This window comes from Acinetobacter baumannii, assembly GCF_009759685.1.
GTDB classification, from domain to species: Bacteria; Pseudomonadota; Gammaproteobacteria; order Pseudomonadales; family Moraxellaceae; genus Acinetobacter; species Acinetobacter baumannii.
Window position 1 is genome coordinate 876,022 of the sequence record NZ_CP046654.1, and the last position, 20,113, is coordinate 896,134.

The 20,113-nt window shown below is 41.1% G+C and carries 26 protein-coding genes and 1 pseudogene; 7 read left to right on the top strand and 20 right to left on the bottom strand.

Features of this window, described 5'->3' with window-relative positions; genetic code table 11:
- Positions 1–7: 7 nt before the first annotated feature.
- The 18 genes and pseudogenes from rplF to GO593_RS04210 form a co-directional block, all read right to left on the bottom strand.
- Positions 8–541 carry a 50S ribosomal protein L6 gene (gene rplF, locus GO593_RS04125; RefSeq protein WP_000091932.1) on the bottom strand — a complete coding sequence of 178 codons (534 nt, stop codon included), beginning with the start codon at positions 539–541 and terminating at the stop codon, positions 8–10.
- Positions 542–554: 13 nt separating this feature from the next.
- Positions 555–950, bottom strand: a complete 396-nt coding sequence (gene rpsH, locus GO593_RS04130; protein WP_000062616.1) for a 30S ribosomal protein S8 — start codon at positions 948–950, stop codon at positions 555–557.
- An 11-nt stretch (positions 951–961) separates the two neighbouring features.
- Positions 962–1,267: a 30S ribosomal protein S14 gene (rpsN, locus tag GO593_RS04135; protein ID WP_001074624.1), complete on the bottom strand. Its 306-nt coding sequence runs from the start codon at positions 1,265–1,267 to the stop codon at positions 962–964.
- 9 nt (positions 1,268–1,276) lie between these two features.
- Positions 1,277–1,813: a 50S ribosomal protein L5 gene (gene rplE / locus GO593_RS04140; RefSeq protein ID WP_000113197.1), complete on the bottom strand. Its 537-nt coding sequence runs from the start codon at positions 1,811–1,813 to the stop codon at positions 1,277–1,279.
- 15 nt (positions 1,814–1,828) lie between these two features.
- Entirely contained in the window at positions 1,829–2,146 is a 318-nt protein-coding gene (gene rplX, locus GO593_RS04145) for a 50S ribosomal protein L24 (RefSeq protein ID WP_001062685.1), read from the bottom strand.
- A gap of 9 nt (positions 2,147–2,155) precedes the next feature.
- Positions 2,156–2,524, bottom strand: coding sequence for a 50S ribosomal protein L14 (gene rplN / locus GO593_RS04150; RefSeq protein WP_001982634.1), 369 nt, complete (start codon positions 2,522–2,524; stop codon positions 2,156–2,158).
- 92 nt (positions 2,525–2,616) lie between these two features.
- The gene (gene rpsQ / locus GO593_RS04155) at positions 2,617–2,874 is read right to left on the bottom strand and encodes a 30S ribosomal protein S17 (RefSeq protein ID WP_001291845.1); all 258 of its coding nucleotides are present in this window, start codon (positions 2,872–2,874) and stop codon (positions 2,617–2,619) included.
- Positions 2,871–3,068: a 50S ribosomal protein L29 gene (gene rpmC, locus GO593_RS04160; protein ID WP_000849928.1), complete on the bottom strand. Its 198-nt coding sequence runs from the start codon at positions 3,066–3,068 to the stop codon at positions 2,871–2,873. The genes rpsQ and rpmC overlap by 4 nt, the downstream gene beginning before the upstream one ends.
- Complete coding sequence (rplP, locus tag GO593_RS04165) at positions 3,068–3,481, bottom strand: 50S ribosomal protein L16 (RefSeq protein ID WP_000941215.1); 414 nt, start codon at positions 3,479–3,481, stop codon at positions 3,068–3,070. The genes rpmC and rplP overlap by 1 nt, the downstream gene beginning before the upstream one ends.
- Positions 3,421–4,237, bottom strand: a pseudogene (gene rpsC / locus GO593_RS04170) (30S ribosomal protein S3). The gene rplP and the pseudogene rpsC overlap by 61 nt, the downstream one beginning before the upstream one ends.
- 1 nt (position 4,238) lies before the next feature.
- The gene (gene rplV / locus GO593_RS04175; protein ID WP_001982638.1) at positions 4,239–4,568 is read right to left on the bottom strand and encodes a 50S ribosomal protein L22; all 330 of its coding nucleotides are present in this window, start codon (positions 4,566–4,568) and stop codon (positions 4,239–4,241) included.
- Positions 4,569–4,579: 11 nt separating this feature from the next.
- Positions 4,580–4,855 carry a 30S ribosomal protein S19 gene (rpsS, locus tag GO593_RS04180; protein WP_001138119.1) on the bottom strand — a complete coding sequence of 92 codons (276 nt, stop codon included), beginning with the start codon at positions 4,853–4,855 and terminating at the stop codon, positions 4,580–4,582.
- Positions 4,856–4,868: 13 nt separating this feature from the next.
- Complete coding sequence (gene rplB, locus GO593_RS04185) at positions 4,869–5,693, bottom strand: 50S ribosomal protein L2 (protein WP_001122318.1); 825 nt, start codon at positions 5,691–5,693, stop codon at positions 4,869–4,871.
- A gap of 11 nt (positions 5,694–5,704) precedes the next feature.
- Positions 5,705–6,025: a 50S ribosomal protein L23 gene (rplW, locus tag GO593_RS04190; RefSeq protein ID WP_001058538.1), complete on the bottom strand. Its 321-nt coding sequence runs from the start codon at positions 6,023–6,025 to the stop codon at positions 5,705–5,707.
- Entirely contained in the window at positions 6,022–6,624 is a 603-nt protein-coding gene (gene rplD, locus GO593_RS04195) for a 50S ribosomal protein L4 (protein WP_001050255.1), read from the bottom strand. The genes rplW and rplD overlap by 4 nt, the downstream gene beginning before the upstream one ends.
- A gap of 11 nt (positions 6,625–6,635) precedes the next feature.
- Positions 6,636–7,274, bottom strand: a complete 639-nt coding sequence (gene rplC, locus GO593_RS04200; RefSeq protein WP_001982642.1) for a 50S ribosomal protein L3 — start codon at positions 7,272–7,274, stop codon at positions 6,636–6,638.
- A gap of 57 nt (positions 7,275–7,331) precedes the next feature.
- On the bottom strand, positions 7,332–7,643 hold the full coding sequence (gene rpsJ, locus GO593_RS04205) for a 30S ribosomal protein S10 (RefSeq protein ID WP_000070912.1): 312 nt from the start codon (positions 7,641–7,643) through the stop codon (positions 7,332–7,334).
- 251 nt (positions 7,644–7,894) lie between these two features.
- The gene (locus GO593_RS04210) at positions 7,895–8,623 is read right to left on the bottom strand and encodes a type 1 glutamine amidotransferase (RefSeq protein WP_000835293.1); all 729 of its coding nucleotides are present in this window, start codon (positions 8,621–8,623) and stop codon (positions 7,895–7,897) included.
- Between the two features lie 167 nt (positions 8,624–8,790).
- On the opposite strand from GO593_RS04210, the gene GO593_RS04215 reads away from it, so the two are divergent.
- The 6 genes from GO593_RS04215 (at position 8,791) to GO593_RS04240 (ending at position 14,964) form a co-directional block, all read left to right on the top strand.
- Positions 8,791–9,981 (top strand): PLP-dependent transferase, encoded by a 1,191-nt coding sequence (locus GO593_RS04215; protein ID WP_000716507.1) that lies wholly within the window; start codon positions 8,791–8,793, stop codon positions 9,979–9,981.
- A 43-nt stretch (positions 9,982–10,024) separates the two neighbouring features.
- Positions 10,025–11,572, top strand: coding sequence for a helicase HerA-like domain-containing protein (locus GO593_RS04220; RefSeq protein ID WP_000537113.1), 1,548 nt, complete (start codon positions 10,025–10,027; stop codon positions 11,570–11,572).
- Positions 11,573–11,717: 145 nt separating this feature from the next.
- On the top strand, positions 11,718–12,482 hold the full coding sequence (locus GO593_RS04225; protein ID WP_000188888.1) for a globin domain-containing protein: 765 nt from the start codon (positions 11,718–11,720) through the stop codon (positions 12,480–12,482).
- An 85-nt stretch (positions 12,483–12,567) separates the two neighbouring features.
- Entirely contained in the window at positions 12,568–13,005 is a 438-nt protein-coding gene (locus GO593_RS04230; RefSeq protein WP_001176608.1) for an RrF2 family transcriptional regulator, read from the top strand.
- A 108-nt stretch (positions 13,006–13,113) separates the two neighbouring features.
- Complete coding sequence (yihA, locus tag GO593_RS04235) at positions 13,114–13,890, top strand: ribosome biogenesis GTP-binding protein YihA/YsxC (protein WP_001254456.1); 777 nt, start codon at positions 13,114–13,116, stop codon at positions 13,888–13,890.
- Between the two features lie 123 nt (positions 13,891–14,013).
- Positions 14,014–14,964, top strand: a complete 951-nt coding sequence (locus tag GO593_RS04240) for a metal-dependent hydrolase (protein ID WP_100244301.1) — start codon at positions 14,014–14,016, stop codon at positions 14,962–14,964.
- A gap of 42 nt (positions 14,965–15,006) precedes the next feature.
- Here GO593_RS04240 and GO593_RS04245 read toward each other — a convergent pair whose 3' ends face one another.
- Both GO593_RS04245 and GO593_RS04250 read right to left on the bottom strand, forming a co-directional pair.
- Complete coding sequence (locus tag GO593_RS04245; protein ID WP_031945381.1) at positions 15,007–16,272, bottom strand: dicarboxylate/amino acid:cation symporter; 1,266 nt, start codon at positions 16,270–16,272, stop codon at positions 15,007–15,009.
- 106 nt (positions 16,273–16,378) lie between these two features.
- On the bottom strand, positions 16,379–17,251 hold the full coding sequence (locus tag GO593_RS04250; RefSeq protein ID WP_000993136.1) for an acyl-CoA thioesterase: 873 nt from the start codon (positions 17,249–17,251) through the stop codon (positions 16,379–16,381).
- Positions 17,252–17,526: 275 nt separating this feature from the next.
- Here GO593_RS04250 and plsB point away from each other — a divergent pair, with 275 nt between their 5' ends.
- Entirely contained in the window at positions 17,527–20,097 is a 2,571-nt protein-coding gene (plsB, locus tag GO593_RS04255) for a glycerol-3-phosphate 1-O-acyltransferase PlsB (RefSeq protein ID WP_000045410.1), read from the top strand.
- The last annotated feature ends 16 nt before the right edge of the window (positions 20,098–20,113 follow it).

Genomic DNA, 20,113 nt, shown 5'->3' on the forward strand with positions numbered 1-20,113 from the left:
TCGCGCCTTATTTCTTCTTAGCTTCTTTACGAAGAATGACTTCATCCGAATAACGAACACCTTTACCTTTATATGGTTCAGGAGAACGGTATGCACGGATTTCTGCCGCTACTTGACCTAACAACTGCTTGTTTGCTGATTTCAAAATGATTTCAGTAGCAGTTGGAGTTTCCGCTGTTACACCTTCTGGTAAAGCGTAGTCAATTGGGTGTGAGTAACCAAGGTTAAGGTTTACAACTGTACCTTTAACCGCAGCTTTATAACCAACACCAACTAGCTGCAACTTACGTTCGAAGCCTTCGCTAACACCTTTAACAAGGTTGTTCAATACAGCGCGAGCAGTACCAGCTTGCATCCAAGCATCTTTCGATTCTTTAGCTGGAGCAAGTTGAAGTTTACCTTCTTCCTGTTTTAGCTCGACCAGCGCATGCAGGTTGAAAGACAATGTACCTTTGCTGCCTTTCACTTCGACCTGCCGGCCGTTCTGAGTAACTGTTACACCATTTGGTACAGTTACTGGGGCTTTAGCCACACGAGACATGAGGAATCACCTATTAAGAAACAAAAGCAATAACTTCACCACCGATGCCCGCAGCACGTGCAGCGCGATCAGTCATGATGCCTTTGCTTGTAGAAACAATTGCAATACCTAAACCTTGCTTAACGCTTGGAAGTTTATCTTTGCCACGGTATTGGCGAAGGCCTGGACGGCTTACGCGCTTAACCATTTCGATAACTGGTTTGCCTTCGAAATATTTTAAAGTAATAGTCAAAGTAGATTTTGTCTCTTCTTGAGCAACTTCTACGTTTGAAATATAACCTTCTTGTTGAAGTACGTTTGCAATAGCAACTTTCAACTTAGAAGACGGCATAGAAACAGTTTGTTTCTTAGCCATTTGTGCGTTACGAACACGTGTTAGCATGTCGGCAACGGTATCTTGCATACTCATTTAGTCGCTCCTTACCAGCTTGCCTTAACAACGCCTGGTACATCACCTTGCATTACTGTGTCACGTAATTTGTTACGGCTTAAACCGAACTTACGGAAGTAACCATGAGGACGACCAGTTAAACCACAACGGTTACGAAGACGTACCGGAGATGCATTACGTGGCAATGCTTGTAACTTTAACATCGCTTCGAAACGTTCTTCGTCGCTCGCATTTACATTTGCAATAGTTGCTTTTAATTCAGCACGTTTTGCAGCGTATTTAGCAACAGTTTTTTCGCGTTTCAATTCGCGATTAATCATACCTTTCTTAGCCATATCGACCTCTTATTTGAACGGGAAGCCGAATGCACGCATAAGCGCACGGCCTTCGTCATCGGTGCGAGCAGTCGTAGTAATAGTAATATCCATACCACGAATACGATCAATCTTGTCGAAATCGATTTCAGGGAAAACGATTTGCTCTTTCAAACCCATTGAGTAGTTACCACGACCGTCGAAAGATTTCGCTGAGAAACCACGGAAGTCACGGATACGAGGGATTGCGATAGAGATCAAACGGTCCAAGAATTCGTACATTTGGTCGCCACGTAAAGTAACTTTACAACCAATTGGCCAACCATCACGGATTTTGAAACCAGCGATAGATTTACGTGCAAGAGTAACTACTGGTTTTTGACCAGCAATTAATTGCATGTCAGCTACAGCGCCGTCTAATAATTTCTTATCAGTAGCTGCTGCGCCTACACCCATGTTAAGAGTGATTTTTGTGATGCGAGGAATTTCCATCACATTCTTAATGCTAAGTTCTTCTTGTAACTTCGCTTTAAGTTCGTCGTTGTAACGTGCTTTAAGTCTGGCCATTGCCTTTTCAACCTATTACTTCGCTACCGCCACTGATTCACCAGTTGATTTGTAAACGCGAGTTTTCACGCCATCAATCACTTGGTAACCAACACGGTCAGCCTTCTGGGTTGTAGCATTTAAAATTGCCACGTTTGAGATATGAAGCGAAGCTTCTTGAGTAACGATACCGCCTTCAGCGCCAGTTACACGATTCGGCTTTTGATGCTTCTTCACTAAGTTAAGGCCTTCAACCTTAACGCGGTCTTCAGAAACAGACAAAACAGTACCCTGTTTGCCTTTTTCTTTACCTGCGATCACGATAACCTGATCGCCTTTTTTAATCTTAGCCATGATTGCCTCTTATAGAACTTCAGGAGCCAATGAAATGATTTTCATGAACTGTTCAGTACGAAGTTCACGAGTCACTGGTCCGAAGATACGAGTCGCAATCGGAGCTTTGTTGTTGTTCAAAATAACTGCAGCGTTATCATCAAAACGGATCACAGAACCATCTGGACGACGAATGCCGAACTTAGTACGAACTACAACTGCATTCATCACGTCACCTTTTTTAACACGTGCGCGTGGAATAGCTTCTTTTACAGTAACTTTAATAATGTCGCCAACAGAAGCATAACGACGATGTGAACCACCAAGTACTTTAATACATTGTACGCGGCGAGCACCACTGTTGTCTGCTACGTCGAGCATAGTTTCGGTTTGAATCATTGCCCTACTCCAAAACCGAGCATCACCGGTCACAATTTCGAAAGGCTCAAAGAGTACTCGAAATTGACCGATGATGCAACAAGAACGTCGAATTACTCAGCAGCTGCTTCAACTACTTCCACTAAAGTCCAAGCTTTAGTTTTAGAAATTGGGCGGCTTTCTTTAATGGTTACAACATCGCCAATTTTAGCAACGTTGTTCTCATCATGAGCGTGTAACTTAGTTGAACGGCGAATTGATTTGCCATACAACGGGTGTTGAACGCGGCGTTCGATAAGGACAACAATAGATTTGTCCATTTTGTCGCTTACTACTTTGCCGGTTAACGTGCGGACTGTTTTTTCACTCATTGTCCGTTCCCCTGTTTTTCGGTAAGGAGTGTCTTAATACGAGCAATTGTCTTACGAGCAACTTGCACTTCGTGCGATTTACCCAACTGACCAGTTGCTTTCGCCATACGAAGACGGAATTGGTTAAGCTGTTGCTCATCAAGCAAAGCTTTCAACTCTTCTACCGATTTTTCACGTAGATCTTTAGTTTTCATTACATTACCGTCCGAGTCACGATAGTGGTTTTAAACGGAAGTTTAGCAGCAGCTAAAGCAAAAGCTTCACGTGCCAAGTCTTCGTTCACACCTTCAATTTCGTACAGGATCTTACCTGGTTTGATCTCACAAACCCAATATTCCACGTTACCTTTACCGTTACCCATACGAACTTCTAAAGGTTTTTCGGTAATTGGTTTGTCCGGGAATACGCGAATGAAGATTTTACCACCACGTTTAATACGACGGCTAATGGTACGACGTGCAGCTTCAATCTGACGTGCAGTCATACGACCACGCTCAGTTGCTTTAATTGCAATCGAACCAAATGATACTGTACTACCACGATGTGCTAGACCAGTGTTACGGCCTTTGTGCACTTTACGGAATTTGGTACGTTTAGGTTGCAACATGGATTATTCTCCCTTGTCAGCAGCACGGTCACCGCGACGACCACGACGCTCTTGACCTTCACCACGACCACGACCGCGTTTAGCTGGACGTTCTTCAGCAGGAGCAGGGTTCATGACTTGTTTCATGCCACCTAAAATCTCACCACGGAAAATCCAAACTTTAACACCAATCGTACCGTAAGTAGTTTCAGCACGCATAGTTGCATAGTCGATGTCCGCACGAAGAGTGTGCAAAGGTACACGACCTTCACGATACCATTCTGTACGAGCGATCTCTGCACCACCTAAACGGCCAGAAACTTCAACTTTGATACCTTTAGCACCAGCACGCATAGTGTTTTGAACCGCACGCTTCATAGCACGACGGAACATTACACGTTTTTCTAATTGAGAAGCGATTGCTTCAGCAACTAAACGCGCGTCCAAGTCTGGGCGATCAATTTCGTTGATGCTTACTTGCGCTGGAACACCCATGATGTTGGTAAGTTCGCGCTGTAATTTTTCAATGTCTTCGCCTTTTTTACCGATTACGATACCAGGACGAGCTGTGCTAATTGTTACTTTAGCAGCACCTGATGGACGTTCGATAAGAATATTGCTAACCATCGCATTCTTAAGTTTTTTAGTTAAAAACTCACGAACTTGAAGATCTTTAAGCAAGTATTCAGCGTATTGTTTCGGATTCGCATACCAGTTAGCGTTATGACGTTTCACAACACCTAGGCGGATACCGATTGGATGAACCTTCTGACCCATATCAAACCCCTACCTTAACGGTGATGTGACAAGTACGCTTAGTAATACGATCTGCACGGCCTTTAGCACGTGGCATAATACGTTTAAGGCTCATGCCTTCGTCAACGTAAATCGTAGAAACTTTAAGGTCGTCAACATCTAAACTGTTATTGTGTTCAGCGTTTGCAATTGCAGATTCCAATGCTTTTTTAACTAAAACTGCAGCTTTTTTGTTGCTGAAGTTCAAGATGTTTAAAGCATGTGCAACAGACTTGCCACGGATTAAGTCCGCAACCAAACGTGCTTTTTGTGCCGAGATAGCGGCACCGCGTAATTTAGCAGTTACTTCCATCATGACACCTATTAACGTTTAGACTTCTTGTCAACACCGTGACCACGATAGGTACGAGTTGGCGCGAATTCACCGAGTTTATGACCAACCATATGCTCAGTAACAATTACTGGAACGTGGTTACGGCCATTGTGAACAGAAATTGTTAAACCAACAAAGTCTGGAAGGATCATCGAACGACGAGACCAAGTTTTGATCGGCTTGCGAGAGTTACTAGCAACAGCCGCTTCAACCTTAGCGAACAAGTGCGCATCGACGAATGGGCCTTTTTTCAGAGAACGAGGCATTAGTCAGATTCCTTTACTTGACGCGACGGTCGCGAATAATCATCTTAGTCGTACGCTTGTTGGTACGTGTCTTGTACCCTTTAGCTTTTTGACCCCATGGGCTTACAGGTTGAATACCTTTGTTACGCCCTTCACCACCACCGTGTGGGTGATCAATCGGGTTCATCGCCATACCACGTACGGTAGGACGAACACCACGCCAGCGTGCAGCACCAGCTTTACCTAATGAGCGAAGGTTGTTTTCTTGGTTAGAAACTTCACCAATTACAGCGCGGCATTCAACGTGTACTTTACGCATTTCGCCTGAACGAAGACGAATGATTGCGTAAGAACCATCACGACCCAACAATTGAACAGAAGCACCAGCAGAACGTGCTAATTGAGCACCTTTACCGATTTTAAGTTCAACGTTATGAAGTGTAGAACCGATTGGCATGTTACGAAGTGGTAAACAGTTACCTGGACGAATTGGAGCATCGTTACCAGATTGTACTTTATCACCAGCACGTAAGCCTTTAGGCGCAATGATATAACGACGCTCACCGTCAGCATATTTCAATAATGCAATATGCGCTGTACGGCTTGGATCGTATTCAATACGTTCTACAACAGCAGGTACGCCATCTTTGTTACGTTTGAAGTCAACGATACGGTAATGTTGCTTATGACCACCACCAACGTGACGAGTAGTAATGTGACCGTTGTTATTACGACCACCAGTACGTTTTTTTGCTTCTACCAACGGTGCATAAGGCGCGCCTTTGTGAAGATGGTCATGAACCACTTTCTCTACAAAGCGACGTCCTGGAGACGTTGGCTTACATTTTTGAATCGGCATAATTTTCGTCCTTATTCCGCTGCGCTTTCAGCGGTATCGCCCAAGTCAGCCATTTCAACATCTTGGCCGGCTTTCAGGGTGACGTATGCTTTTTTAACATCAGAACGACGTCCTAATGTACGACCAAAGCGCTTAGTCTTACCTTTAGTAATAGTTGTGTTAACTTTAACAACTTCTACACCAAAAAGTTTTTCAACTGCTTTTTTGATTTCAAGTTTAGTAGCGTTGATATCTACTTTAAATACTTGAACACCAGCAGTATCACCTAAAACTTGTGCCTTTTCTGAGAAGACTGGTCCTTTTAGGACTTGATAGATACGTTCGTTGTTCATCCGAGTTCTACCTCAATTTTCTTAGCAGCAGCTACAGACATCACAACTTTATCAAACGCGATCAAGCTTACAGGATCGATTGCAGTTGCATCTACCACATCAACGTGTGGAAGGTTGCGCGCTGCAAGATATAAGTTCTCATCTACAGCATCTGTAACGATCAAAGCACGAGCTGCATTTAAATCGTTAAGTTTTGCAAGCAATTCTTTAGTTTTTGGAGCAGCAACAGCGAACTCTTCAACTAAAACAAGGCGATCTTGGCGAACAAGTTCAGCTAAGATACATTGCATTGCACCGCGATACATTTTACGGTTTACTTTTTGAGACCAATCTTGTGGACGAGCAGCAAAAGTTTTACCACCACCAACCCAGATTGGGCTACGAATAGAACCCGCACGAGCGCGACCAGTACCTTTTTGACGGAATGGTTTTTTACCACCGCCAGAAACGTCTGCACGTGATTTGTGAGCACGAGTACCTTGACGACCACCTGCTAAGTAAGCAGTAACAACTTGGTGTACAAGAGCTTCGTTAAATTCACGTCCGAAAGCTACTTCAGACAATTCAACAGCAGAGCCGGAAACAGTTTTTAAATTCACGGTATTTCCCCTCAGGCCTTGATGGTAGGACGTACGATAACGTCACCGCCAGTTGCACCAGGAATTGCACCCTTAACAACCAAAACTGAACGTTCAGTGTCAACAGATACGATTTCAAGACCTTGTACTGTTACGCGTTCATCACCTAAGTGACCAGCCATTTTTTTGCCTTTGAACACGCGTCCAGGAGTTTGGTTTTGACCTGTAGAACCTAAAACACGGTGAGAAACAGAGTTACCGTGAGTAGCATCTTGGGTACGGAAATTCCAACGTTTAACACCACCTTGGAAACCTTTACCTTTTGATTGACCAGTTACGTCAACAATTTGACCAACTGTGAACAAATCAACGCCAATAGTACCGCCAACTTCACGGCCTTCAAGCTCAGCTTCAGTAACACGAAACTCTTTAACTAAACGACCAGCAGCAACACCCGCTTTAGCGAAGTGACCTTTTTGAGCGTTAGTTACGCGAGACTCGCGACGTTCACCAGTAGTTACTTGAACAGCTTGATAACCATCAGTTTCAAGTGTTTTGATTTGCGTAATGCGGTTTGGATCGACTTCGATGACTGTAACAGGTACAGAAACACCAGCATCTGTAAAGATGCGAGTCATACCACATTTGCGACCGACTAAACCAATAGCCATGTGCATAAACCTCTAAAAAAGCGGCCTAATTAACTAATCGTTAATTAACCGAAAGCCTTAACCCAAAGCGATCTGAACATCAACACCAGCTGCAAGATCTAACTTCATCAATGCATCAACAGTTTTATCTGTAGGTTGAACGATGTCGATCAAACGTTTGTAGGTGCGGATTTCGTACTGGTCACGCGCATCTTTGTTAACGTGCGGTGAAGTAAGAACGTTGAAGCGTTCGATGCGAGTAGGCATCGGAATTGGACCACACACTTGTGCGCCGGTACGCTTAGCGGTTTCTACGATCTCTTGAGCAGATTGATCAATCAGACGATGATCAAAAGACTTAAGACGGATACGAATTCTCTGGTTAGACATACCAGTAAACTCCAAGCCAAATATATAAAGAATCACCTTTGACGCATCTCACCTATCTGGTAAGTGTCAAAGGCAGTGATAATCACCAAGGTCGTGATCGATGCCACGACTGTAATGCACATTTACTACTTTCTTCGCAGTAAATGCCCTCTTCTTGAGGGTCGCTCATTATAACGATTGTTTAAGTCTTATGCAATTCTCTTTTTCTATTTTCTGCTCAATTCATCCTTTTTCTCATCAACTCTATATTTTTATTGATTGACCACGAACTCTATTGCCCTGTTTAAAAGTTGATTGCCTTGTTCAAACTTTTGGATGTCGCAATGATGTAGTTCATCTAAAGATTGAACATACTCACCTTTAAAAATAGAAAGCTCTTGTTCGTTCTCTAAAAGAAGATTTAATACCTTGGGTGTCATTTCTGGATGAAATTGAAAACCAAGAACATTTGAACCAATTTGGTACATCTGGTTACGACAAACTGAGTTCTCTGCTAAATGAATCGCACCTTTAGGAATCTCAAAAGTTTCACTATGCCACTGCATTACATTTATTTTTTCTGGTAATAAAAAGCTTTCTTTAGGTAAATTCGGCACCCTTTGTACGGTCGACCATCCCAATTCTTGATAACGGTTTCTACTAACGGCCGCTCCTAGTGCATTGGCAATAAGTTGCCCTCCGAGACAAAGTCCTATCGCAGGCTTTCCCGCCGCCAAATAACGACGTATCCATCTTTTTTCTATTTTTAACCATGGATAATTTGCCTCATCATTTACACTCATGGTTCCCCCCATAATAAGTAGCAAATCCACATCTTCAATGTGTGGCAATGCTTCTATTTCCAAAGGGAGATCAACTGGAAGTGCAAAAAACTCTGTAGCTGTTATCGTTGCATGGTGTGCTTTTAAGAATGAATAGCAGCTTCCAAAACCTTCGCCAGCAATATGTTGAAAATAGTGAACACGTAAATGCGACTTCATGCGCTTAAACCTATTGTTGTTAGAATGTTGGTTTGATCTTTGCAAAAATAAAGCCAAGTTTTAGTGAATGTTACACTAGTAACGAAACATCTTAGAAATAATCAAAAATCTAGCAGTTAAGTAAGTTTTCTCTTAATCTAATCTCATTATGTAAAGTATAGCGCCTCATGAAAAAGCATAACAATTTCCAAACCCAACTCATTCATGCACCACGAAAAGCACCTCAATTTATTGAAACCGTGCAACCTCCCTTATTTCGTGCATCAACTATTATTTTTAAATCGACTTCGCACCTTTTTGATCGTCACTGGACCGATCCTTATGACTATAGTTATGGCACCCACGGTACGCCTACGACATTTACACTAGGCGACAATATTGCTCAAATTGAGGGTGGTTTATACTGCCTACTTGCTCCAAGCGGATTATCTGCAATTAATCTCGTAAATTCTGCTGTGTTAGCAACAGGTGACGAAGTTTGGGTGCCAGACAATATATATGGTCCGAATCTGGAACACCTAAACTACTTAAAAGATCAATATGGAATTAATGTTCAAGTTTATAACCCGATTGATGTCTCAAGTTTCCAGCCTTCTGATAAAACCAAGTTACTATGGTTAGAAGCAGCAGGTTCTGTCACTCTTGAATTTCCAGATCTCAAAGCGCTAGTAAAAAAAGCAAAAGCGCATGGCGTTTTAACCGCACTCGATAATACTTGGGGAGCTGGCCTCGCCTTTAATGCTTTTGATTTTTCCGATGAACATTTATCAGTAGATTTAACCATTCATGCGCTTACCAAATATCCAAGTGGTGGTGGCGATATTTTAATGGGAAGTGTGGTAACTCGTGATGAGAAGTTACACCACCGTTTGTTCCGAATGCATGCCATTTTAGGGATTTCGGTATCTGGTGATGATACCGCCCAAATTCAACGCAGTCTTGCGCATATGTCATTAAGGTATGAGCAACAATCAAATAATGCTAAAACCCTACTGACATGGTTAAAAGAGCAACCTCAGTTTGCACAAGTTCTACATCCAAGCGATAAAGCTGCACCTGGTCATCAATACTGGCAAGAAATTTGCTCAACAGGTAGAAGTGCAGGCTTAGTGAGTGTTGTTTTCAAATCTGATTATGATATTTCAGCAGTACGCCGTTTTTGTGATGCTCTTAAGCTATTCAAACTTGGTTTTAGTTGGGGAGGACCGGTGAGTCTCGTCATGCTTTATGATTTAAAAATGATGAGAAAACTTGAAAATACACATTTACAACAAGGTTTGTTGGTTCGCTTCTGTATAGGGCTAGAAGATCCACAAGATTTAATTCAAGATATCGAAAATGCTCTGAAACAAATGTAAAACGACAACATCAATAGTGGCTCACACTAAGGGATAAAAATATATGGGTACACCGATTGTTATTGCAAAAAATATTAACGACACATCAAAAGAAATTGTTTTACTTTCCCAATTTGCCAACCGGCACGGCCTGATTGCAGGTGCGACCGGTACAGGTAAAACAGTTACCCTAAAGGTGCTCGCAGAGAGTTTTTCTCGAATCGGCGTTCCCGTCTTTCTTGCCGACGCAAAAGGTGATGTTTCAAGCCTCGCAAAAGCTGGTGAAGCTTCGGATAAATTTAATGAACGCTTAAAGCTTTTACAGATCGATAGTGTTCCATTTGCAGCCAATCCAGTTGTTTTCTGGGATTTATTTGGTCAGCAAGGCCACCCTATTCGAACCACTATTTCTGAAATTGGACCAATTTTATTAGCACGTATACTCAACTTGAATGACACCCAAGAAGGTGTTTTATCTGCCGTATTCCGTATTGCAGACGACCAAGGGTTACTTCTGGTCGACTTTAAAGATTTAAAAGCCATGATCACTTTTGTAAGTGAACATGCAGCTGAGTTTAAAGCCGAATATGGCAACTTATCTCCAGCCAGCTTAGGCGCTATTCAACGTAATCTCCTTGCTCTTGCCGACCAAGGGGGAGAGCAGTTTTTTGGAGAGCCAGCTTTAAATATTCTGGACTTTATACAAACCGACGCAAATGGGCATGGTTATATCAATATTCTTGCGGCTGACAAGCTCATGAATACACCTAAGCTATATGCTACTTTCCTGTTATGGATGCTTTCAGAATTATTTGAACAGCTTCCAGAAGTTGGTGATATGGATAAACCTAAACTCGTGTTTTTCTTTGATGAAGCTCACCTGTTATTCGACAACGCCAGTCAAGCTTTACAAGAAAAAATTGAACAAGTTGTACGTTTAATTCGTTCTAAAGGTGTGGGAATTTATTTTATTACCCAAAACCCGCTCGACTTACCAGAAAGTGTTTTAGGGCAACTCGGCAACCGTGTACAACATGCTTTACGTGCCTTTACTCCTAAAGATCAAAAAGCAGTAAAAACAGCAGCAGACACATTCCGCTCTAATCCCGATTTTAAAGTAGATGAAGCAATTACCGAGCTCGGTGTAGGTGAAGCACTGATTAGTTGTCTAGATGAACAAGGTACACCTCAAATTGTAGAACGTGGTTGGGTTATGCCTCCTTACTCTTCATTTACGCCTATCACTCCAGAAGAGCGTCAGACCTTAATTTCGCAAAGTATTATTGCCGGGGTTTATGAACAAGCTGTAGATCGTGATAGTGCCTATGAAATGCTCCAAAATAAAGTGGCTGAACGGGAACAGCAAAAACAAGATGCAGAACTCGCAAAACAGCAAGCGAAAGAACAGGAAACTTTAGCGAAGCAACAAGCCAAAGAACAAGAGCGTCTAGCACGTGAACAGCAAAAAGAAGAGGAACGTGCGGCGCGTGAAAGAGCTAAACTTACTCAAGATATTGTCGGAACTTTTGCAAAAAGTGCTGCTCGCAGCTTAGGTGGTAGTACTGGTCAAAAATTAGTACGGGGGCTACTCGGCTCATTATTTGGAAAATAAAATTTATTTTTAAATCAGCATATTAATTTAAGGGATTTTATATCCCTTAAATTTTTTAAGGTTTTTATTAAAAAGCTATTGCTACAACTATTTTAAAGATGTATTTTAAATACATCTTATATAGCCAGATAATTAAGGTCTAGCCATGACTCCACAACAAATTGAACTCGTTAAATCTACTGTACCTGTATTGCGTGAACATGGTGTTACTCTAACTACATACTTTTATAAGCGTATGTTGAATAACAACCCAGAACTAAAAAATGTTTTTAATCTTGATGATCAGACCAGCCTACGCCAACCTCGTGCCCTTGCAGCAGCTGTACTCGCGTATGCTGAAAATATTGAGAATCCTACGGTACTTGCCAAAGCGGTTGAACGCATTACCACTAAGCATGTCAGTTTAGATATTCAGCCAGATCAATATGCAATTGTGGGCGACAACTTGCTTCATTCAATTAGTGAAGTTTTAAATGTTCCATTTGAATCAGAGCTCATTGAAGCGTGGAAACAAGCTTACTTACAGTTGGCAGATATCTTAATTGGTGTTGAAAAACAAAAATATGAACAACTTGAAAGCTTGAAAGGTGGATGGGCTGGCTGGCGTTCATTTGAAATTACGCAAATTGACCCACTTGAGTCTGGCAAACGCTTTACTTTAAAGGCAACTGATCATGAAGATGTACTCACCAGCCCAGCAAATGCTTTTATTTCTGTAAAGGTTCAAGTACCTAACCAACAGCTTGAACAACCAAAAGCATTTAAGTTCACGGAGGCTCAAGAGGACAATACTTATCATTTTGATGTTCAACCAGAAGAAGACCATACAGAGTTCTCTGTTTCAAACATTTTGCTTGAGCACTATAGAGTTGGTGATCAAGTACAAGTTTCAGCTCCTTTAACGCTGTAACTTAAAAAGCTCTGGCCTGAAAGTTTTATTCTTTAGACTTTCAGGCTAAGATGATCAACCTCTTAACCTTTAGTTTTTGGTGATCATGCAACTTAATAAATTTACCGATTATGCTTTGCGAATATTAATGTATGTCGCTCGTCCAAGTGATACGCCGTACACGATTGCAGAAATCGCTCAAGATTTATATGTTTCGCAAAATCATCTTGTGAAGGTTGTCCATTTTATGGGTAAACAAGAGTGGATTATTACCATTCGCGGCAAAGGTGGTGGAATTCGATTAAATCCAAAAGCTTTAGATTTAAAACTTGGAACAATTGTCCGAATTTTACAAGGTGACCACCAAATTGTTGAATGCAATACACCACCTTGTGTTTTACGCTCCCATTGCGGTTTGAAAGGTATTCTTGATCAAGCTTTGGAAAGCTTTTATCAAAGTTTAGATCAATATACGTTAGGTGAAGTTTTACAACAGCCAAAATCCGCTTCAGATCACTCCCCTATCGCCTTTTTGCAAATCTAGTACCCGTTATTCTATTTATCTTTTTAAGCAAGCTTACTGAAAATTAGCAAGAATAACCAAGCTCCTTTATACTAGGCGCGAGCCCTCTCATTTAAAAAGTTATTTTTTATGCGTCGTAGTGAAAAATCGAAAGACACCAAAGCCAGACTCGCACCCAAGCAAAAGATCAGTTATGAAAAGAAACCGGATCCAGCGATTACAGCCTATGCTGTGCAATCTCTAAACTGGTTACGCCAAGCTGAATTTTTAATGAGTGCTCCTAAATTGGCACTATGTGTTGAAGATAGCGGCTACGAGATTGCGTTTGCCGGACGTTCAAATGCAGGAAAATCTAGCGCAATTAATGCATTAACAAACCAGAAACAGCTTGCACGTGCCTCCAAAAAACCTGGGCGTACGCAAATGATTAACTTTTTCAGCCTAGGTAACCCTGATCAACGCTTAGTTGACCTTCCTGGTTATGGTTATGCAGCCGTACCAGAAGATATGAAACGTGTATGGCAAAAAGAATTAGAAAACTATCTAATCCATCGTAAAAGCTTACAAGGTTTGGTTTTACTTATGGATATTCGCCACCCTTTACAGCACTTTGACATGATGATGCTAGAGTGGGCTTATTCACGCCATTTATTTGTTCATATTCTTTTAACCAAAGCAGACAAACTGAACCGCGGCCCAGCGAACAAAGTATTGCTTGAAGTTAAACAACAACTGAAAAAAATGAAGCTTGATTTCTCGATTCAGCTTTTTTCTTCATTAAACAAACTAGGTTTAGAAGAGCTAGCAAGTGTGATGGCTGGACGTCTGCACTTTACGCTTGAACAACAGCCAGAATTTGACGTTGATGCAATCCCAGAAGCAAGCGATGAGGATGCAGAAGAGTAAATCGTCAAAACAGATACAATTTCTTCATTAAATTTATATTCAATTGGCCCCTATTGCTAAACACAAATGTAGGGGCTTTTTTTATACTCATCATAACTTCATCGAGTTAAAAATCAGGACTAAATGATGAAATTGCTATCTTTTTTGAAGAATAAGGCTTTAGGTTCTTCTATTGATTATAAAATTCTTCCACGCAAGGTAAAATTTGACTGGAAAGATACCCCTGTAGACTGGATTCCAAACCAACCGTTTGCAAGTTATTTTATTAATGAAATTAACAATATCTTGCCTGCTGGAGAGTTCTGGTTCTGCCGACTCTATAACAAGGTTTTACCGCGTATTACTGATGAAAAACTTAAACAGGATGTACAAGCATTTATTCGCCAAGAAGCAATGCATGCAAACGCACACACTTCTGCCAATAAAGAATATTTAAGTGCACGCAATATTGATATCCAGAGAAATCTGGACATTATGAATTATCTATTTAGCACTGCTTTAGCAGATAAGCCTTTTGACAAAGAAGTTCCGCAATTCTTGCAAGAGCAATGGGATTTATTTCGTTTAGGTGTTATCGCGACAGTTGAACACATGACATGTGTCCTAGGTAAATATGCGCTTTATAACAAACGTTGGGAAGAGTTAGGTGCAGATCCAGAAATGGTAGACTTGGTAAAATGGCATGGTTCAGAAGAAATTGAACACCGCACGGTTGCTTTCGATTTATATCGCCATTTAGGAGGCGGTTATATTCCACGCTATTATTTAAGTCTTGCGGTGATTGTGCTTGTGTTAGGGCTATGGGTAGACGGCGCTGCACATATTATGAAGCAAGATCCACGTTTTGCTGATGCTGCCAAATCTAGATTTTTCCCAGCTTGGGTTGCTCTAGAATGGTATAAAATTAGCCGAAAAGATAATCAAGTTTTACCAAACCCAATCTGGCTTATTGCTCAGCAAATTGACTATCTCATGCCGTGGTATGATCCAGTTAAAGAAGGTAGCACTGAAGATGCGGTAAGTTATTTATCGCAGTCGCCAGCAGCCAAAAGAGCTGAATTACAAGCAGCTTAAAATAAAAAAGCAGGATATAAATCCTGCTTTTTTATTTAGAGATTAGATACTGATATCTTTATCTTTGGTATATCGATCTACTACCACACTAATCATCATATCTCCCTGCACATTTACAACCGTTCTTACCGTATCGAGTAAACGATCGATTGGAAGTAAAATCGCAATTGCTTCGGCAGGTAAACCCACAGACTGTAATACCATAATCATGGTAACCATACCCGCACTTGGAATTCCTGGTGCTCCAAGTGATGCGATCATTGCGGTTAGGCACACTACAATTTGTTGTGTCAGGTTTAAGTCTAGTCCAACTAGATTTGCCACAAAGAGCGCGGCAGCAGCTTCATATAAAGCTGTGCCATCCATGTTGAGCTGTGTACCCAATGGAATCACAAAACCCGCGGTTTGAGGACGGACACCCAAGTTTTCCTGTGCGCATTTCATACTCAGCGGCATAGTGGCAGAGCTAGAGCTCGTTGCGAATGCGGTAATTAAAGCTGTACGTGTGCCTTTGAAGAAAGCCCAAGGACTCATACGACCAAAAATCCAAAGCAGTAGCGGTAAAACAACAGCGCCATGAAAAATAGTAGTACCTGTTACCACAGCAGCAAACTCCGCCAATCGGCTTAATACTGAAATGTCTTCGGTAGCCATTAATTTAGCGAGTAAGGCAAAAATACCTAACGGCGCCAATTTCATTACCCAACCTACTAACATCATCATCATTTCAAAAAACTGATGACTCAATACCCGAATACTTTTAAAACGTTCGCCACCATGAACTAAAGCAACACCCACAAATAGAGCAAACACGACGACAGCTAAAACATTCCCGTCACTAAAAGCTTTAAATGGGTTAATTAAAGTATTTTGAATAAAATTAGTGAAGAAAGTTGCCGGGTTTAAACTATCTGGTGTTTGATAGCTTTGCATAGATGCCTGAAAAATTGAAATATCTACACCTCGCCCGACCTCAAACAAATGAGCACAGCTAATACCTAAAATTAAGGCCAAAGTGGTGGTGGTGATACAACACAAGAATGTGATTTTCCAAACTGGGCCTAATTGTCCACCTGCCTGCAAATTTGAAACTCCAACCACAATGGAGCTAAAAATTAATGGCACCAACAACATTTTAAGTAGCCCAATAAAAACACTACTTAATATGCCTAATCCATATAAACTGTGCTTTACAAAAGCAGTATCCGGATACATGGTAAGTAGGAAGCCAAAGGCTAAACCTAAAATGGCAGCAATCAGAATTTGTGTATTTAAGTTCATATCAACATTATTTTTTTCAGTAGGCAATCCTTTTGTAAATATGACATGAGCTTGCTTTTCATTCGAGCAATTTTTTGTCACATCGTTTCAATTAAAAATAAAAAAGCCATCTTTTCAGATGGCTCATCGTTATTTATTGAGTTTCAATTTCCCGTAAACGCATCAAACCCTCTTGCACCGTACTACATACGAGTTGGCCATTTTGCCACATACGGCCAAAGTTTAAACCGCGAGAAGCCGCACTAACTGTAGCTTCCATGTCATAGAGCATCCATTCATCAGCACGAAGTGGGCGATGGAAATAAATCGCATGATCAATACTGGCACATTGCAAACTTGGAGAAATATAACTTAAGCCATGTGGTCTTAAAGCTGTTGTCATCAAAGTAAAGTCTGAGTAAAACGCTACAATTGCTTGATGCAATGAAATGTCATCCAGCTGTTTTGGAATACGGTCATGGGTACGGATATAGTGCGCATTAAAAGGCGCTTCCGGTTGTGGTTGAAATGGATTGACTGGATCAATCGGACGGATTTCAACATGACGCTCACGCATAAAACTTGCACGAACATTTTCCGGTACAAAATTCAGGATACCTTCTTTCAACTCACTTTCCGATTTTAGCGCTTCAGGAGCTGGGTAATCTGGTTCTGGATGCTGATAGTTCAAGCCTTCTTCAGGGTTAGCAAAAGACACCATTGCCGAGAAAATAACTCGTCCATGCTGAATTGCCCGAACTTGACGGCTGACAAAGCTTTTGCCATCACGCAAACGGTCTACTTCATAGATGATTGGAGCATTAATATCACCACCATATAAAAAGTAGGCATGCAGAGAATGCGCAGGACGATCAGTTGTGTAAGAAGCAGCACGTAATGCTTGACCGAGAACCTGACCTCCAAAAACACGTTTACCGACCAAATTACGGCTAATTCCACGGTAAATATTTTCTTCAAGCTTTTCTAAAGTGAGCAGCTCAACCAGTTCTTGGGTTAACGCATTCATGAGAGATACCTTCATATTGCAGGCAAAATTGGTATTAAAGGACAGATGTGTAGAATCTATTGTGCCATAAAAAACTATTTGTACATGGAACAATCAGTCAACTTCTGACAAACATTGCCTTTAAAACAGCTAAAAATACGATTTTTAACGATAAAAAATGCCAAAAGAATTATAATTTATCAGAAAATAGCATATTGTTTTTTTTAATAAATACCGCAAAATATTTACCCTCTGCCTTTGGTGCCGGGATTTGTCTTTAAGAAGTAGGAGTTCTTATGTCCAAGAGTGGGTTTGGTCAAATGTATCGTCGGCTTTCGAGTAAACTACTTGACCTCGTGGTAACACCACATGTTCTTGGGGAAGTTCCTACTGAACCAGTATCAACAACAGAAACAGAAGCGAAGACCGAGCGCCAAAAAGTAGTGTGCTATGTCTTGCAAAATCATTCTCGCAGTAATGCTTTAGTGGTGGATGGGGAAACTCGCCGCTTAAATTTAAAGCCAGCGCTAGATCCATTAGTCATCGGTACTCATCAGGAAAAAGCTTCAGTTTTATTTTTACAACACAATGATGAAAATAACCTACTGAATCCCCCTCCTCATGCTTTTCCGCCACGTTTAATTAAACTAATCGAAGTTTTACAAGCAAATCCTGAACTCGACATAGAACTGGTTCCGGTAACCGTTTTATGGGGTCGTTCTCCAGATAAAGAAGACTCTTGGTTTAAGTTGTTATTCTCAGATACATGGGCAACACCAAGTACAGTTAAACAGCTTGTGAATATTGGTTTGCATGGTCGCCAATCTTATTTGGAATTCCATGAACCACAGTCTTTACGTGACCTCGTTGAATATGCTCAGAAGCATTATCCAAACCTTTCACCAGCAACTTATATTGTTAGCACTTTAAATGACTACCTTGATCGCCAACGCGAAGTTGTTTTAGGCCCTGACTTATCTGACCGCCGCAATGTCATGCAGTCGGTATTAAAGTCTCGTGATGTTCAAGAAGCAATTCGACGCGAAAGTATTCGCGGTAAAATAAGCATGCTTGAAGCAGAGCGCCGTGCGATTGGCTATGTGAATGAAATCGTATCTGATTATTCTCACTCAGCAGTACGTTTTGCAGATTTGGCATTAACACGTCTATGGACTCAGCTTTATGACGGCGTAGAAGTTCATAACTTCAGTACTGTCCGAGAGCTTGCAAAAGACTATGAAATTGTTTACACACCATGTCACCGTAGCCACATTGACTACTTACTACTGTCTTATGTGATTTATAAACGTGGCTTGATGGTTCCGTATATTGCTGCGGGCGACAACCTAAACTTACCTTTCGTTGGTCAGCTTTTACGTGGTGGCGGTGCCTTCTTTATTCGCCGCTCTTTCCGTGGTAATGGTCTTTATACTTCTGTATTTAAAGAATATTTATATAGTATTCTTTCTCGCAATACACCACTTGAATACTTTATTGAAGGTGGACGTTCGCGCACAGGCCGCTTATTACCACCGAAAACCGGCATGCTCGCAATGACAGTCCATAGTCATTTACGTGGCCGTGCCAAACCAATTGTATTTGTGCCAACTTACATTGGTTATGAGCGCCTTATGGAAGGTTCAACCTATGTAGGCGAAATGCAAGGTAAGCCAAAAGAAGCCGAGTCTATTTTTGGTATTTTAAAAACACTCCGAAAAATTGAACGTATTTTCGGTAAAGTACACGTTAACTTTGGTGAACCTGTTTTTCTAGATGACTTGCTTAAACAGCATAATGCTGAGAACGTTTATATTGAAAAGAACGATGACCCAGTGCCACCTGCTGTTTCAGAAGCAGTAAACAGTTCTGCAAATGCGATTTTAGAAAATATTAACCGTGCGGTAGTGATTAACCCGGTTTCTTTACTTTCAATTATTTTGCTTGCAACACCAAAGCATACGCTTGATGAAGAAATCTGTATTAAGCAGCTTGAAGCTTACCGCAATTTAGCATCAAATTTCCCTTACGATCAGCGTACAGAAGTGACGCCGCTCTCTGGTAAGGAAATTATTGCTTATGGCTTAAAGCTTAAATTGATTAAGCGTGTACAGCATGCCCTTGGTGACATTATTGCGATTGAAGATAACCAAGCAGTTCTCCTCACCTATTTCCGTAATAACATTTTGCATGCATTCGTTTTACCTTCATTGATTGCATCTCTTGTTGAACATAACGGGAAAATTAGCCGTGCTGATTTAAGCAATGTTATCTATACGCTTTATCCATTCTTAAAAGCCGAACTCTTCCTTAAATGGAAAAGTAGCGAACTTAAAGAACAGATTGAGCAATATGCAGATGCATTGGTTCAATCAAATCTTATTCAACAAGATGACGAAGGCAATTTAATTAGCTCTGCACCAAATACTGAAGAGCATAATCAGCTTGTTGTATTAGCAACACCTGTTAAACAAAGCCTTGAACGTTATTACATGACTTTAGCTTTAATCACTCAGCGTGGTTCAGGCAATATTTCAGCAAAACAAGTTGAAGAATTAAGTCATTTATTAGGCCAACGTTTATCAGTTCTTTATGAGTTTAACTCTCCTGAATTCTTTGACAAAGCATTGTTCCAAAGCTTTATCAAAGTTTTAACTCAACAAAACTACATTCGAACGAATGACCAAGGCCAAATCGAGTTTGATGACAATTTCCGTCAAATGGCAGCAGGCGCACAGTTGGTGCTTGATGAAGTGACATTACAAATGTTGCAACACATCACGACCTTTACTGATGAAGAGTTAAAAGAAGCTCTTGAAGCAATGGCTTCTCAGCAAGCTAAACGCCGTTTAAAACGTAAAAAAGCTTAAAATCTTCATGCAAAAT

Coding starts and splice junctions, on each gene's coding strand:
- yihA (WP_001254456.1), top strand. CDS start 13,114: ATGCGTCGTAGTGAAAAATCGAAAGACACCAAAGCCAGACTCGCACCC.
- rplP (WP_000941215.1), bottom strand. CDS start 3,481: ATGTTGCAACCTAAACGTACCAAATTCCGTAAAGTGCACAAAGGCCGT.
- rplW (WP_001058538.1), bottom strand. CDS start 6,025: ATGAACAACGAACGTATCTATCAAGTCCTAAAAGGACCAGTCTTCTCA.
- rplC (WP_001982642.1), bottom strand. CDS start 7,274: ATGGCTATTGGTTTAGTCGGTCGCAAATGTGGTATGACTCGCATCTTT.
- GO593_RS04230 (WP_001176608.1), top strand. CDS start 12,568: ATGCAACTTAATAAATTTACCGATTATGCTTTGCGAATATTAATGTAT.
- rpsN (WP_001074624.1), bottom strand. CDS start 1,267: ATGGCTAAGAAAGGTATGATTAATCGCGAATTGAAACGCGAAAAAACT.
- rplV (WP_001982638.1), bottom strand. CDS start 4,568: ATGGAAGTAACTGCTAAATTACGCGGTGCCGCTATCTCGGCACAAAAA.
- GO593_RS04250 (WP_000993136.1), bottom strand. CDS start 17,251: ATGAATGCGTTAACCCAAGAACTGGTTGAGCTGCTCACTTTAGAAAAG.
- GO593_RS04215 (WP_000716507.1), top strand. CDS start 8,791: ATGAAAAAGCATAACAATTTCCAAACCCAACTCATTCATGCACCACGA.
- GO593_RS04240 (WP_100244301.1), top strand. CDS start 14,014: ATGATGAAATTGCTATCTTTTTTGAAGAATAAGGCTTTAGGTTCTTCT.
- rpsS (WP_001138119.1), bottom strand. CDS start 4,855: ATGCCTCGTTCTCTGAAAAAAGGCCCATTCGTCGATGCGCACTTGTTC.
- rplB (WP_001122318.1), bottom strand. CDS start 5,693: ATGCCGATTCAAAAATGTAAGCCAACGTCTCCAGGACGTCGCTTTGTA.
- rpsQ (WP_001291845.1), bottom strand. CDS start 2,874: ATGAGTGAAAAAACAGTCCGCACGTTAACCGGCAAAGTAGTAAGCGAC.
- plsB (WP_000045410.1), top strand. CDS start 17,527: ATGTCCAAGAGTGGGTTTGGTCAAATGTATCGTCGGCTTTCGAGTAAA.
- rpmC (WP_000849928.1), bottom strand. CDS start 3,068: ATGAAAACTAAAGATCTACGTGAAAAATCGGTAGAAGAGTTGAAAGCT.
- rpsH (WP_000062616.1), bottom strand. CDS start 950: ATGAGTATGCAAGATACCGTTGCCGACATGCTAACACGTGTTCGTAAC.
- rpsJ (WP_000070912.1), bottom strand. CDS start 7,643: ATGTCTAACCAGAGAATTCGTATCCGTCTTAAGTCTTTTGATCATCGT.
- GO593_RS04225 (WP_000188888.1), top strand. CDS start 11,718: ATGACTCCACAACAAATTGAACTCGTTAAATCTACTGTACCTGTATTG.
- rplF (WP_000091932.1), bottom strand. CDS start 541: ATGTCTCGTGTGGCTAAAGCCCCAGTAACTGTACCAAATGGTGTAACA.
- GO593_RS04210 (WP_000835293.1), bottom strand. CDS start 8,623: ATGAAGTCGCATTTACGTGTTCACTATTTTCAACATATTGCTGGCGAA.
- GO593_RS04220 (WP_000537113.1), top strand. CDS start 10,025: ATGGGTACACCGATTGTTATTGCAAAAAATATTAACGACACATCAAAA.
- rplN (WP_001982634.1), bottom strand. CDS start 2,524: ATGATTCAAACCGAAACTATGCTCGACGTAGCAGACAACAGTGGTGCT.
- rplE (WP_000113197.1), bottom strand. CDS start 1,813: ATGGCCAGACTTAAAGCACGTTACAACGACGAACTTAAAGCGAAGTTA.
- rplX (WP_001062685.1), bottom strand. CDS start 2,146: ATGGCTAAGATTAAAAAAGGCGATCAGGTTATCGTGATCGCAGGTAAA.